Here is a 12,932-nt window from a genome sequence, read left to right on the forward strand (position 1 = left end):
GAACCCGGCCCCGCCTGTGGGCGGGCTGGGAGTATGCAATACAAAAGAATTCGTCGGAGTGGCCCGGCCGGAACCAGGGTGTCTGGGTAACAAGCCAAGGGGGCAAACGGCCGCGCCACCGAGAAAGAAGCTGCCGCAAAAGTAACGCACCAGTTTGAAGCTTTGCCCGGTCGACGGCGGCAATACCCACCAGGCGATAAGCAGAACGCGCCGGGGTGGGGCGGGGCGCTTAGGCGGGTGGAAAAATTCCCGCTTCCGCTTCTGATTCGCAATCCGAAGCGACGCTTAAACGCGTATGTCAAAATTGGCTCAACGGGCGTCCACCGCCGTCGACCGGGCAATAGCAGCTTTTTACCGGGTAAAACCGGGAATTTTCCACTTGCTTATCGTACTTTGGACGTATCCTATAATGTTCCGCCACGGCTCCGGCCGTTGCTTCCTTAAGTTCTGTATTCTGCCTGCTTATGCCTGCCAAAACGCGCTCCACCACCCGGCCTCCCCAGCCTTTTCCCGGCGTATCGTTGCGAACCGTCGACGAGACGGAGCGGCTGGAAGCGCTGCGCAACTACCAGATTCTGGATACTCCCCCGGAAACCGTCTTCGACGACTTGGTGAAGCTGGCGGCCTACATCTGCGGCACGCCCACTTCCCTGGTGTCGATGATTGACGCCGACCGGCAGTGGTACAAGGCTTCCACGGGCTTCGAGGGCCAGGAAAGCACGCCCCGCAACGTCACCATTTGCCAGTACGCCATGTTGGCTGAGGACGTGATGGAAGTTGAGGACTTAAGCAAAAGCAGCTTCTTCGGCGACATCCCGGTGGTGGCTCAGGACCCTAAAATCCGCTTTTACGCCGGAGCGCCCCTCATTACCCCCGAAGGCTACCCCATCGGCACGCTCTGCGCCCTGGATACGGTGCCGCACCGGCTCAGCGACGAGCAGCGGGAGGCCCTGCGGGTGCTGGCCCGGGAAGTGGTGTCGCACCTGGAGCTGCGCCGGGCCCGCGTGCAGCTGGAGCAGGAGCAGCGCAAGCTCGACGGCCTGCTGCGCATGGCCAACGACACGGCGGAATCCTTGTACATGGCCAGCCGCACCGAGATTTTCATTAAGCAGGACCACAAGCTGGTGCGCGTCAACACGGCCGACATCCGCTACGTGGAGGCATTGGGCGACTACGTGAACATCTACGCCGGCCAGGAGCGGCACACCGTGTACAGCACCATGAAGGAGCTGGAAACCAAGCTGCCCGTGCGCGAATTTGCCCGCGTCCACCGTAAGTACATCGTGCGCCTGGACCGGATTACGGCCATCGAGGCCGACGCCGTGGTAGTGGATACGGGCCGGGCCGGCGCCCTGATGCCGGTGCCCATCGGTAGCTCCTACAAGGCCGCGTTGCTGAGCCGGCTCAACTTAGTATAAGGATACTGGGCTCGGTCCGCCGCATAAGTATTGTGGAGCTTTACCGAGAAAAAACCGCCGTTCAGCGAATTTTCTGGCATTTAGATAGGGCTGCATCTATCTTTCGTCATGTTATCGGAAAGTACCAGGCCCTGGGAAAAGTACCGTCGGTAGTTGCCGGGCCGGCTGTTTTCGGATAACTAAGTTTGTTTTCATAGCTCAGAAAGGCACCGTACGCTGTACGGTGTTTTTTTTGCGCCATTTCTTACGGAAGCAAGCTGGGCCGTAGTTCTGGTTAGCGGATCCGGCTCAGCCAGTTTTCGGGGTTGAGGTTGGCACTGTTGCGCCACACCTGAAACTGCAACTCCGAAGTGCCTTCCGGGCTCGTGTACACCGTCCCGATCTGCTGGCGCATGTGCACCGTCTGGCCTTCGCTCACGCTCACGCTGCGCAGCTTAGCATACACGGTGAAGTACTCGCCATGCTGAATCATGACGATGTTGTTCATGCCCGCAATGCTGGCCACGGTCAGCACCTTGCCGTCGAAGATGGCCCGCACGGGCTCCCCGGCGCTGGTTTGAATATCCACGCCCCGGTTTTCGACAATCACGTTTTTCAATACCGGGTGGGAGTGTCGGCCGAAGCGCTGGGAAATAAAGCCCCGCCCCACGGGCCACAGCAGGCGGCCGCGGTTGTCGGCAAAGGATGAGGACAGTACGGCCGTCTCCGGAGTCAGCGTGACGCGGTCCGTACGCTCCGCCGGGGCTTCTTCCGCCGGGGCGTCCTCGGCTGCGGCCGAACTGGTATTCGTGCGCGCCGTGGCCGGCTCCGACGAGCGGCCTGGGTTGGCGCTGGGTGCCGTACGGGCCGCCGCGGCTTTGGCCGCGCGGGCTGCGGCAGCTCGGGCGGCGGCGGCGCGGGCCACGCGGGCGGCCCGGGCAATTTCTTCCCGCACCCGCTCGGCAATCAGGTTATCGAGGCGGCTGACGGCCTGCTGACGCTCGGCCAGCTCCTGGCGCAGCCCTTCTTCCTGCTGGCTGAGCTTGGTCACGACCTGATCCTGCTGGGTTTTGAGCGTGAGCAGGTTGCGGCTTTCGGCTACTTGGGTCGTGAGCAGGGTACTTTTTTCCTGCTTCTTCTCCGTCAGGCCCGTGAGCTGGTGACTCAGGTGCTGCTGGGTACTGCTGATCTGGGCGGCCTGCTTCTGGCGCACTTCCGAGTATTGGCGGATGTAGCGCAGCCGCAGCATAAGCTGGTTGAACGAGTCGGCCGCAAACAGGAACATGATGCGGTTGTAACTGTTGGCCGTTTTCGAGGAGGCGTAAATCAGCCGGGCGTACTCAGCCTTGAGCTGGGCCAAACTTTGCTGGGTTTGCTGCACCTGCGTGGCCGTCTGCCGCACATCCGACTCGATGTACTTCAGCTCCGACGAAATCGAGCTGATAACGCTTTTCTGCACCGTCAGCTTTTCCTTCAGGGCGTTGAGCTGGCCCAGCGAAGCCTGCTTCTGCTTCTGGGTCTGCTCCAGAATGCGGCTGGTTTCGCGGATGCGGCGCAGGTTGGCCCGCCGTTCCCGCTCCAGCTGGGCCTTGCTTTTCTTGGCCGGCGCGGCTGCCGTCCGGGCGCGGGCGCGCTGCTGGGCCACGGTGGCGGCCCCCTGGGCAATCAAAACGAAAACCAGCAGCAGGGCCGCGGCGGCGTGGTTACTTTTTCCGCGCATAGCCCTTGGGTACCGAAAACGGGAAAGTCAGCCGCTCCTTGTCCACGTCCACGTCGCGGTAGTTGATGGTCAGCGTGGAGGCGGCGCCCTTAGTGGGTTGGGATTTTACCAGCGTGGCGAAGGCAAACTGGGTGGCCGAGTTGTCGAGCGGGCGGAAGTCGGAGTAGTCGGCCGAAAACTGGTTCTGGCTCTGCGCGTCCACCACCGAGAGCTGGGTGACGCGGCCCCGGGCCAGCTCAATGAGCTGAGTCACGAGCACGCTAGCCTGGTTGAACTGCACTTTCTGGCTGGCCGCATCGGTGGTGATGGTGGGCGTGGTGCCGTCGGGGGCGTTGAGGTAGTTGCCTAGCAGGGCCGCCTGCACCTGGTCGAAGGTGATGGGCACGTTGAGCCGCTTGCTGAGGTAGTCGAAGTTGCCGGAATAATACTCGCGCTGCAGGTTGTTGAGCACCTGAATGGAGTCGCGGGTGATGTAGGCGCGCACGCCCTCGATGCCCAACGACACCGACAGCCAGATCACGCTGTCCTTGCGCATGCGCAGGTTCAGGTTGGCGCTCTGCTGCACGCCGGGGGCGTCAATCTTGACTTTGCCCTTGGCTTTGAGGTAGCGGAAGTCCACGTTGGTGACTTTCACCAGCTCGGGCGCTTTGGCTGACGTTGTCTTGGCTGATTTGGTCGGCACCAGCTTGTGGCTACAGCCACCGAGTACCAGGGCCACGCACAGCAGCACCAGCAAAAAGCACTTATTCATAGAGTTTACTGTCTTTGATTTTGCGGTCAATCTGGTTGGAGGCTCCGCCGATTTTCTTGGCCCGCTGCCATTCCGCCAATGCCCGGTCTTTTTCGCCGAGCTGAAACAGCACGTCGCCGTAGTGCTCGATGACGGTGGCATCGTTGGTGGTTTTAAGCGCCTTTTCCAGACTCGTCCGGGCTCCGGCGTAGTCCTTGAGCTTGTAGAGCACCCAGGCATACGTGTCGAGGTAGGTGTCGTTGTCGGGAAACTGCTTGACGAGCTTGCCCGACATTTCCTTGGCCTTGTCCAGCTTTTCCCCGCGCAACGACAGGAAGTAGCTGTAGTTGTTCAGGGCCTGAGCGTTGTTGGCGTCGAAGGCCAGGGCCGCGTCGTAGGAGGCATCCGACTTGGCGTGCTCCTTCACCTCGTGGTAGGCGTCGCCGAGCTGGGTGTCAATCTGAACCAGCAGCTCGGGGTTGTCGAGGGAAAGTTTGCGGCCGTATTCCAGCGCCTTGATACCCTTGGCGGTTTGCTTGTTGAGCATCAGCGCCACGCCGTTGTAGTACCACAGCGGGGCCTGATTCGGAAATAACTCCAGGGCCCGGTCGGTGTGGCGCAGCAGGGAGTCCACCTGGTTGAGCTCGGCATCGATAAGCACCACCTGCTGCCAGATCTGGAACTTGGAGTTGTCGAGCCGGATGGCTTTCAGGTACGAGTCCCGGGCTTCCTGCTTGTGGTCGGTCAGGGTCTGGATGTCGCCGGCAATGGAAAAGGCCTTGGCCTCGTGGGAGTGCACGCGGGTGGTAATGGCGGCCAACTCCAGCGCCGTCTGGCCCAGGGCGGGGTTGGGCAGCTGCTTGATGTAGTCGAGCAGGATGCGCACTTTCTCGTCGATGTCGAGAGCGGGGCTTTCGAAGGCCAGCTTGATCTGCTTTTCCGACTCGGCCGGCTTGGCCTGCTGCCGGTAGATGTCAGCCAGAATCATGCGGGCCTGGGGATTGTCGGGGTCCTGCTTCAGGGCCTGCTCGGCCACCCGGATGGCGTCGGGCAGGCGGTTGTTGGAGGCGTACAGCTCGGCCTGGGCAATAACGTAGCGCACCTCGTCGGGATTGGTCCGGATCAGCGTCTCGCCTTCCTGCAACGCCTTGTCGAGGTTGTTTTGCTTGAGGTAGATCTGCTGCTTTTTGAACGACACCTCGTCGAGAGGGCCAAACTGCTTTTCGGCCTGCTCAAACGTGGCCAGTGCCTCGCTAAGCTTGCCCTGGGCCATGTACAAATCGGCCAGGTTAAACAGGTAGTAACCCGACTCAGGCACGTCCCGGATCAGGCTGGTGTAGACCTTGGCGGCCTGGTCGTACTGCTTCTGGGAAGCGTAGATTTGGGCCAGCAGCAGATAGTAGTAAGCGTTTTTGGGGTCGAGCTTCACGGCCACCTGCGCAAAGTTGGTGGCGTCCTTGAGGTTGCCGCTGAGCAGGTTGGTTTCGGCAATCTTGTAGTTGATGGCCGCGTTGGTCGGGTTCAGGGCGTAGGCTTTGAGCAGGCGCTCCAGGGCTTTGTTGTAGTCCTCGAGCAGCACAAACTTGACGCCTTCCACGAAGAAAGACTCGCTCATCTCCCGGTCCTTTTCGGACAGCACCCGCACCTGCTGGCGGGCAATGTCCAGCTCGGCCCGGCGCGCCAGTTCCTTCCGCTCCCGCCGGGTGAGCTTGAGCGGCTTGGCGGGCGGGGCGGCCTCGGGCGCGGCAGGTTGCTGGGCGTAACCGGGCAAAGCCAGCAGCAGGCTCAACAGCAAGAAAAAAGGAATACGAACTCGACTCATGAACGCAGTAGCACGGACGGCCGCCCGCCGTTTGGAAAAGGAATTACCCCAAAGAAACAAATCTGCGGACAGAAGCCCGCGCTACTGAGAACAGCAAGGCCGGGAAAAATATCACACGCGCAGCATGTTATAGTCGCCCAGGCTCAAATCGTCGGGAGTGCCGGTGACGGTGGCGAAGTTGCCCACCATCGAGTTGGCCACATTGGCGTGCAGCACCGTGGCCGACTGCTGAATAATGGAATTAGACACCACCGAGCTGCGCACGTTGCTTTGGTCGCCCAGCGACACGTGCGGGCCCACCACGGAATCCGTGATGATGGCGCCTTCGCCGATGTAGACCGGCGGAATAATCACGCTGTTGGTCACCTTGGCCGACTTAGCTACCAAGTCTTCGCCGCGCTCCTGCAGATACTCCAAGTAGCGCTGGTTCGTGAACACCGTCGCGTCCTTGTTGCCGCAGTCGAGCCACTCGGTCACGCGGCCGGGTACGAACTTGGTGCCCTTGTTTTTCATATTTTCCAGGGCGTTGGTGAGTTGGTACTCGCCTTTGTCCTTGATGTCGTGGTCGAGCAGGTACTGCAGCTCACTGCGCAGGTACTCGCCATCCTGGAAGTAGTAGATGCCGATAATGGCCAGGTCGGACACAAACTCCTGAGGCTTTTCCACGAAGTCCGTGATTTGGCCGGCCTCGTTGAGCTTCACCACGCCGAAGGGCTTGGGGTCATCGACGCGCTGCACCCAGATGGTGGCCGCAGCCGAGCTGTCGAGGGTGAAGTCGGCCTTAAACAAAGTGTCGGCAAAGGCTACCACCAGCGGACCGCTCAGCGAGTCCTTGGCGCACATGATGGCGTGGGCCGTGCCCAGAGGCTCATCTTGGTACACGATGGTGCCCTTGGCGCCCACCGACTCAGCAATCTGGATCAGGCTCTTCTCCACGGCCTCACCGAAGCGGCCAATGATGAACGCCACTTCCTCCACCTGCTCGCCGCAGACCTTGGCAATGTCTTCCACGAGCCGCTGCACGATGGGTTTGCCGGCAATCGGAATCAGGGGCTTGGGTACGGTAAGCGTATGAGGGCGCATGCGCTTGCCCATGCCGGCCATCGGAACGATAATCTTCATGAAAGTAGAGGTTAGATGTTAAGAGGTTAATGCGGGGAGAAGGGCGAATACGAAAGCGGGGTAACGGCAGGCCAGAAAACAAGCGCCGAAGCGCCGCATTAGCTGGTACGAATTACGGTGCCAAGCAGCAGTCAGTCCTTCGCGTACCGCCGGTTACTATACGCCGGTGCTGCCGTAACCGCCGGCGCCGCGCTGGGTTTCGGTGAGCTCGGCCACGGGCTGCCACTGCACCACCTCGTGGCGGGCCACGACGAGCTGAGCAATCCGCTCCCCGTCCTGCACCACGAACTCCGCGTCCGACAGGTTGACCAGCAGCACCTTCAGCTCCCCCCGGTAGTCGGCGTCGATGGTGCCGGGGCTGTTGACGATGCCGATGCCGTGCTTGTAGGCCAGCCCGCTGCGGGGCCGCACCTGCATCTCATAGCCCACGGGAAGTTCCAGAAACAGGCCGGTCGGAATCAGGGCGCGCTGCAAGGGCTTCAACGTAACGGGCTCCGTGAGGTTGGCCCGCACGTCGAGGCCGGCGGCGAGGGCCGTCTGGTACTCGGGCAAGGGGTGGTGGGAACGGTTGATAACGGGGATTTGCATCGGCAACAAAGCAGCGGGCGGTTCTGACCGTAAAGATAGACCGCGGATGAATATGATTTTTGACACGGGAACCCGGTGTTCCCGCGCTGGTCAGCCGACCGAAACGGCCGCTGGGCGGGGGCGCTCCACGAGGAAAACCAGCCCGGCAAAGCCCGCGCTGAGACCCAGGTGGAAGGCGTGACGCAGCCAGTAGTCGGCCACGGGCACGTACCAGCCCACGGCTACCAAGCCAATAGCCAACAGCAGCCACAGGCCCAGGCGCTGCATGGGGTAGGGGATGGGATAGTGCTGGTTGCCCAGATACCAACAGACCATGGCCATCATGAAGTAGCAGGCCAGGGTGGTGAGGGCGCTGCCCATGTAGCCGATGAGCGGAATCAGAAAGAAGTTGAGCAGGATGGTGAGGGCCGCGCCCCCGAAGCTGATGTAGGTGCCGAAGTAGGTTTTGTCGGTGAGCTTAAACCACACCGACAGGTTGTAGTACATGCCCAGAAACAGGTTGGCCAGCAGTAGCACGGGCACGATGCCCAGCCCGGCGCGGTACTCGGGGCGACCGAGCAGGAACCGGGCGAAGTCTTCGGCGTTGAGGCTGATAAAGACGAAGATAAACGCGCAGCAGAGCGTGAACCACTTCAGAATCAGGGCAAACGTGGCCGGGGAGTTCTTTTCGGTGCTCTGGGAAAAGAAGAACGGCTCGGCCGCGTAGCGGAACGCCTGAATGACGAGCTGCATGAACATGGCGAACTTGTAGCAGGCCCCGTAGATGCCCACCGCCGTCATGTTGGACTGGCCCGGGTAGAAGCCCTCGGGTAGCCAGTACTTGAGCAGGGGCCGGTCCAGCGTTTCATTTACCATGCCGGCCAGGCCCATCAGCATCAGCGGGTAGGCATACTTCAGCATGGGCCGCAGCACGGCCAGGTCGAGCTTGAAGCGAAAGTCGCTGAGCTCCCGCCACAGCAGGGGCACGTAGAGGGCATTGGCGACCAGGTTGGCCAAAAACACGTAGCCCACGCCCAGCGCCGGGTTGTAGATGGCCGCTACTAACGGCCGTAGCCCGGGCAGGTACTTGCCGGCGTAGACGTCGCGGCAGAGCACGATGAAGAACAGGTTCAGGCCCACGTTCACCAGGATGTTGAGAAAGCGCACCGTGGCCACCTTGCGGGCCTTGTTTTCGAGGCGCAGGCGGGCAAATGGGATGGCCGTAACGGCATCCACGCCCAAAATCAGAGCCAGCCAGATGATGTACTTATCCTGGCCCGGGTAGTGCAGGGCGTTGGCAATGGGCGTGGCCAGCACCACCAGCAGGCCGCTGAAGAGCGTGCTGGTAACCAGCAGCAGGCTGAACACCTTGCCGTAGAGAGCTGGCCGGTCGGCGCCGGGCTGGTGGGCAAAGCGGAAGTAAGTGGTTTCCATCCCGTAGGTAAACAGGATGTTGAAAAAGGCCACGTACGAAAACAGCTCCGTGACAATGCCGTACTCGGCGGCGGCAAACTTGCGGGTGTAGAGCGGGACCAGCAGGAAGGTCAGCACCCGGCCCAGAATACTGCTCACGCCATAGACGGCGGTCTGGCTAACCAGTTTTTTGACGATACTCATTCAGTCAATTAGTCCTTCGGAATCAGTAATGAAGAATGGTCCCTAGCCCGTGCTGGCACTGGTCTGGTTTCCGGCAGCTGGTCCACTTCTTAATTATCAATTACCACTTATTAATTGCCTTTAAAGGCCGCCGGGCGCTTTTCCAGGAAGGCGGCCGTGCCTTCGCGGAAGTCCTCGGTGCCGAAGGCGCGGCCAAACAGGTTGGCTTCCGTCTGGAAGCCCTGGCGCTCCTTGTCGTAGTAGGCGTTGACCGAGTCGATAATCATGCCCACGGCCAGCGGGGCCTTGGTCAGGATGCGGGCCAGCAGCTGCCGGCAGAAGTCGAGCAGTTCGGCCTGGGGCACCACGTGGTTAACCAGGCCCAGGCCCAGGGCCTCATCGGCCTTGATCAGGTCGGCCGTCATCATCAGCTCCAGGGCCTTGGCTTTGCCCACGAGCTGGGTCAGGCGCTGGGTGCCGCCGTAGCCCGGAATCAGGCCCAGGTTCACCTCGGGCTGGCCGAAGCGGGCGTTGTCGGAAGCCACGCGCAGGTGGCAGGCCATGGCCAGCTCGCAGCCCCCGCCCAGGGCGAAGCCATTGACGGCCGCAATGACGGGCTTGGTGCTTTCCTCAATCATGCAGAAGGCTTCCTGCCCCCGCTCGGCCGCCCGCCGTCCGCTGATGTCGTTCAGGGCCGCCAGCTCGGAGATGTCGGCGCCGGCCACGAAGGCCTTTTCCCCGCTGCCCGTGAGGATGATGCCGCGCACCAGCCGGTCGTCGAGGGCCAGCTGCATGGCCTGCCGGATTTCCTCGATGGTGGCCGCGTTCAGGGCGTTGAGCTTGGCGGGGCGGTTCAGGGTGATGGTCAGAATGCCGGATTCGGCATCGGGGGCGTAGAGCAGGTTTTCGAAGGAGGCCATGAGCAGCGGATGTGGAAACGAACGGCGGCAAAGATAGAGCAAAACCGGGGCCTGGGCGGCGGCCTCCGATGAGAGCTCCTGAGCCGGCTTTTACTTTTTGCCTTGGCTCGGCCTTGGTATTGGTAAATTTATATATTTACCGCCGCAGTACTTTCTTTTTCACCCTATAACCCTTATCCGCACATGGGATTTGTCTCCGAGTTCAAAGAGTTCGTTTCCAAGGGAAACGTGCTGGATCTGGCCGTCGGCGTTATCATCGGCGCTGCCTTCGGCAAAATCGTGACTTCCCTGACGGAAGACATTCTGATGCCCATCATCGGCCTGGCCACGGGCGGACTGGACTTCAAGAACTGGTTTTACGCCCTCGACGGCCAGAGCTACGACACGATTGAGAAGGCCAAAGCCGCCGGGGCGGCCACGCTCAACTTCGGGCTGTTCCTGAATGCCGTTATCTATTTCTTCATCATTGCTTTCTGCGTGTTCCTGATTGTCAAGTTTGCCAACCGCTTCAAGAAGCCGGCGCCGGTGGTAGTCGTAGACCCGGGCCCGACCAAGGACCAAGCCCTGCTGATGGAAATCCGCGACGCGCTACGCAGCCGCTAGTCACGCCTGCCCACTTTTCACTGCCGGCCCCGGCTCCCGACCGGAGTCTGGGCCGGCTTTCTTTTTCCCTTACCGCCTACGGCTATGAAACAACTTTACTTACTTCTGCTGGCTCTGCTGATCCTGCTGATCCTGCCACTGCCGGGCCGGGCCCAAACCTCCGAAACCACCGCCGCCGCCCCCGATACCGTGCAGGGCTGGCGCCGCGGGGGCGTGGGCACGCTCAACCTGAGCCAGGTCAGCCTCACTAACTGGGCCCCGGGTGGGCAAAGCTCGGTGTCGGTGCTGGCCATCGGCAACGCCTTTGCCCACCACCGCCGCGGCGACAACACCTTCGACACGTCCCTGGATCTGCTCTACGGCACGCTCAAGTCGGGCAAGGCCCGCATGCGCAAAAACGACGACAAGCTGGAGTTCAATGCCAAGTATGGTCACCAGTTTACCAAGGTGCTCTACTACGCGGCCCAGGTCAACGTCAAAACCCAGCTCACGCCCACCAAGGCCATCAACCGGCCCGACTCCCTGCTGTCGGGCTTTTTCTCGCCGGCCTTTATTCTGGCCTCCATCGGTATCGACTACAAACCCAATGACCAGCTGTCGGTGTTTCTGTCGCCCATCACCGGCAAGTTTACCGTCGTGGCCAACCAGGGGCTGGCCGACGCGGGGGCCTTCGGGGTGAAAGCCGCCCGCCGCGGCCCCGACGGCCGCCCGGTGGCGGGCACGGGCCAGCAGTTTCGCAAGGAGTTGGGGGCCTACCTGAACGTGAAGTACCGCAAGCCGCTCTGGGAAAACGTGGTATTCCAAACCAAGCTCGACCTGTTCAGCAACTACCTGCACCACCCCCAGAACATCGACGTGAACTGGGAAAACCTGATTAGCTTCAAAGTCAACAAGTTCATCAGCAGCAGCATTGCCACCACGCTGGTGTACGACGACGACGTGCTCGTGCCCCTTGATGGCAACGGCGACGGAGTGCCCGACGGCCGCGGCCGCCGTATTCAGTTCAAGGAAACCCTCGGTATCGGGCTGACCTACAAGTTCTAAGGATTTGAACTATCTTTGTCCGACCTCGGTTTTCCGGCCGACTCCCCCGGCTTGTTTACGGCCGCGCTTTTCGGAATCCCACCTTCTGCCTACACCTTCCCGTTTTCGCATGAAAAAGCTGATTGCCGCTACGCTGCTGGCTGCCACCGGTTTGTTTGCCCACGCCGCGCACGCCCAGACGGCCCTGCGCCCTGATTCTGAGCAGGCCCAGAAAGCCGCTCGCCGGTCGCGCAAGGCTTCTGGGGAGGACATTGCCCGCATGCAGCAGCGCATGAGCATGAACCCCAACGAGGTGAAGCGCGACCAGCAGCTGGAAATCCTGGAGGCCCGCGCCGGTGGGGGCACTGCCAACACCAGCTTCGGCCGCTCAGCCGGCCCAGCCCGGCAAGTGGAAAAAGGCAGCGGCGGCTTCTCCGTTATCAAGTTCAAGGACAAGCGCGGCACGGCCCAGCAGAAGCGCGGCATGAGCCGCGCCGCCGGTGGCATCGACCCCAAGGGCAAGCCGCTGACCCACAAAAAGAAGAAGCACTTCCTGTTTTTCTAAGCAGGTAGTCAGTTCCTAAAAAAAGCCCCGAAGCAAAACTTCGGGGCTTTTTGCGTCTCCAGTACTCCAAGGCCACCGTTCGCCCTTGGCGGTACTAGAGAAGAGGGGTGCCGGCGGGTTGCAAATGGAATGCTGGCGCCGGGAATAGGGGCTAGAAGCGGGCCGTGAGGCCCAGCTTGAGGTAGTTCATGTCAAAGCCGATTTCGGTGAAGGCTCCGAGCTTGTCGGTGAGGAAGTAACGCGCACCCACAAACACGCCGGTGGTGAAGCGGGCTGAGCCGGCCGGGTAGTCCTTCAGCTCCGGCGCGCTATCGAAGTAGGTGTCTTGGTGGCGTTGCAGGCGCACGCCTAAGCTGGCGCCGGCGTAAGTGTCGAGGTTGGGCTGGGCCAGAATGTTATAGTGGTAGGTGCCGCGCACAGCCACCAGCGCGTTGCGCCAAGTCGACTTGTAGCTTGTGCCTGGGTACTTGTAGTAGTAGGATTTGTAGCCTACCAGCCCCCCGATGCCGATTGTGCCCGGCCCGATGCCTTCCGCTACACCCCGCTCCACCGACAAACTCAGCGCCGGGCCACTGCTCAGCGTACCGTAGAAGCTTCCGTAACCCAGCCCCGTACCAAGGCCCAGCCCCAGATTGGCCATGAGCGTGCCTTGGCGAAATAGCTCCCCACCCTCGGCCGGAGTAGGGGATGGGGAGGCCGTCTGGGCCAGGGCCGGCGTACCCGATACGGCCGCCAGCAAAACCAAAAAAACGCGCGTTTTCATAAGCGGTGGTGGGCAGAGCGGGCACTGTCGGCCAGGAGTTCAATTATTTCCTGAACCGATACAAAAATACAGTAGCCGCGAGGTGAGGTCAATAGCATGATGAT

12 protein-coding genes are annotated in these 12,932 nt (G+C 61.3%); 4 read left to right on the top strand and 8 right to left on the bottom strand.

Annotation, left to right across the window (positions count from 1 at the left end; translation table 11 throughout):
* The first annotated feature begins 464 nt into the window (after positions 1-464).
* Complete coding sequence (locus EWM57_RS12365; RefSeq protein WP_129921462.1) at positions 465-1,418, top strand: GAF domain-containing DNA-binding protein; 954 nt, start codon at positions 465-467, stop codon at positions 1,416-1,418.
* A gap of 274 nt (positions 1,419-1,692) precedes the next feature.
* Here EWM57_RS12365 and EWM57_RS12370 read toward each other — a convergent pair whose 3' ends face one another.
* The 7 genes from EWM57_RS12370 to EWM57_RS12400 all read right to left on the bottom strand — a co-directional run bounded on the left by EWM57_RS12370 (position 1,693) and on the right by EWM57_RS12400 (position 9,874).
* Positions 1,693-3,117, bottom strand: a complete 1,425-nt coding sequence (locus EWM57_RS12370; RefSeq protein WP_129921463.1) for a murein hydrolase activator EnvC family protein — start codon at positions 3,115-3,117, stop codon at positions 1,693-1,695.
* Positions 3,101-3,868 (bottom strand): DUF4292 domain-containing protein, encoded by a 768-nt coding sequence (locus EWM57_RS12375; protein ID WP_129921464.1) that lies wholly within the window; start codon positions 3,866-3,868, stop codon positions 3,101-3,103. The genes EWM57_RS12370 and EWM57_RS12375 overlap by 17 nt, the downstream gene beginning before the upstream one ends.
* Entirely contained in the window at positions 3,861-5,669 is a 1,809-nt protein-coding gene (locus EWM57_RS12380; protein WP_129921465.1) for a tetratricopeptide repeat protein, read from the bottom strand. Before EWM57_RS12380 ends, EWM57_RS12375 begins: the two co-directional genes overlap by 8 nt.
* Positions 5,670-5,780: 111 nt before the next feature.
* A complete protein-coding gene (locus EWM57_RS12385; protein WP_129921466.1) occupies positions 5,781-6,791 on the bottom strand; it encodes a sugar phosphate nucleotidyltransferase in 1,011 nt (336 codons plus the stop codon).
* A gap of 156 nt (positions 6,792-6,947) precedes the next feature.
* Positions 6,948-7,379: a dUTP diphosphatase gene (dut, locus tag EWM57_RS12390; RefSeq protein ID WP_129921467.1), complete on the bottom strand. Its 432-nt coding sequence runs from the start codon at positions 7,377-7,379 to the stop codon at positions 6,948-6,950.
* Between the two features lie 90 nt (positions 7,380-7,469).
* A complete protein-coding gene (locus EWM57_RS12395; RefSeq protein WP_129921468.1) occupies positions 7,470-8,975 on the bottom strand; it encodes an oligosaccharide flippase family protein in 1,506 nt (501 codons plus the stop codon).
* 110 nt (positions 8,976-9,085) lie between these two features.
* Positions 9,086-9,874, bottom strand: coding sequence for an enoyl-CoA hydratase/isomerase family protein (locus EWM57_RS12400; RefSeq protein ID WP_129921469.1), 789 nt, complete (start codon positions 9,872-9,874; stop codon positions 9,086-9,088).
* 183 nt (positions 9,875-10,057) lie between these two features.
* Here EWM57_RS12400 and mscL point away from each other — a divergent pair, with 183 nt between their 5' ends.
* The 3 genes from mscL to EWM57_RS12415 all read left to right on the top strand — a co-directional run bounded on the left by mscL (position 10,058) and on the right by EWM57_RS12415 (position 12,065).
* Positions 10,058-10,477 (top strand): large conductance mechanosensitive channel protein MscL, encoded by a 420-nt coding sequence (gene mscL, locus EWM57_RS12405; RefSeq protein WP_129921470.1) that lies wholly within the window; start codon positions 10,058-10,060, stop codon positions 10,475-10,477.
* An 84-nt stretch (positions 10,478-10,561) separates the two neighbouring features.
* Positions 10,562-11,521: a DUF3078 domain-containing protein gene (locus EWM57_RS12410; RefSeq protein ID WP_129921471.1), complete on the top strand. Its 960-nt coding sequence runs from the start codon at positions 10,562-10,564 to the stop codon at positions 11,519-11,521.
* 109 nt (positions 11,522-11,630) lie between these two features.
* Positions 11,631-12,065 (top strand): hypothetical protein, encoded by a 435-nt coding sequence (locus EWM57_RS12415; RefSeq protein ID WP_129921472.1) that lies wholly within the window; start codon positions 11,631-11,633, stop codon positions 12,063-12,065.
* Between the two features lie 151 nt (positions 12,066-12,216).
* Here EWM57_RS12415 and EWM57_RS12420 read toward each other — a convergent pair whose 3' ends face one another.
* Entirely contained in the window at positions 12,217-12,828 is a 612-nt protein-coding gene (locus tag EWM57_RS12420) for a hypothetical protein (protein WP_129921473.1), read from the bottom strand.
* Between the last annotated feature and the right edge of the window lie 104 nt (positions 12,829-12,932).

The organism is Hymenobacter persicinus, assembly GCF_004167665.1.
Taxonomy (GTDB): domain Bacteria; phylum Bacteroidota; class Bacteroidia; order Cytophagales; family Hymenobacteraceae; genus Hymenobacter; species Hymenobacter persicinus.

Bases quoted from the DNA above. Each gene is read 5' to 3' on its own strand.
- EWM57_RS12420 (WP_129921473.1), bottom strand. From the start codon at position 12,828: ATGAAAACGCGCGTTTTTTTGGTTTTGCTGGCGGCCGTATCGGGTACG.
- EWM57_RS12400 (WP_129921469.1), bottom strand. From the start codon at position 9,874: ATGGCCTCCTTCGAAAACCTGCTCTACGCCCCCGATGCCGAATCCGGC.
- EWM57_RS12375 (WP_129921464.1), bottom strand. From the start codon at position 3,868: ATGAATAAGTGCTTTTTGCTGGTGCTGCTGTGCGTGGCCCTGGTACTC.
- EWM57_RS12415 (WP_129921472.1), top strand. From the start codon at position 11,631: ATGAAAAAGCTGATTGCCGCTACGCTGCTGGCTGCCACCGGTTTGTTT.
- EWM57_RS12370 (WP_129921463.1), bottom strand. From the start codon at position 3,117: ATGCGCGGAAAAAGTAACCACGCCGCCGCGGCCCTGCTGCTGGTTTTC.
- EWM57_RS12395 (WP_129921468.1), bottom strand. From the start codon at position 8,975: ATGAGTATCGTCAAAAAACTGGTTAGCCAGACCGCCGTCTATGGCGTG.
- EWM57_RS12385 (WP_129921466.1), bottom strand. From the start codon at position 6,791: ATGAAGATTATCGTTCCGATGGCCGGCATGGGCAAGCGCATGCGCCCT.
- EWM57_RS12410 (WP_129921471.1), top strand. From the start codon at position 10,562: ATGAAACAACTTTACTTACTTCTGCTGGCTCTGCTGATCCTGCTGATC.
- mscL (WP_129921470.1), top strand. From the start codon at position 10,058: ATGGGATTTGTCTCCGAGTTCAAAGAGTTCGTTTCCAAGGGAAACGTG.
- EWM57_RS12380 (WP_129921465.1), bottom strand. From the start codon at position 5,669: ATGAGTCGAGTTCGTATTCCTTTTTTCTTGCTGTTGAGCCTGCTGCTG.
- EWM57_RS12365 (WP_129921462.1), top strand. From the start codon at position 465: ATGCCTGCCAAAACGCGCTCCACCACCCGGCCTCCCCAGCCTTTTCCC.
- dut (WP_129921467.1), bottom strand. From the start codon at position 7,379: ATGCAAATCCCCGTTATCAACCGTTCCCACCACCCCTTGCCCGAGTAC.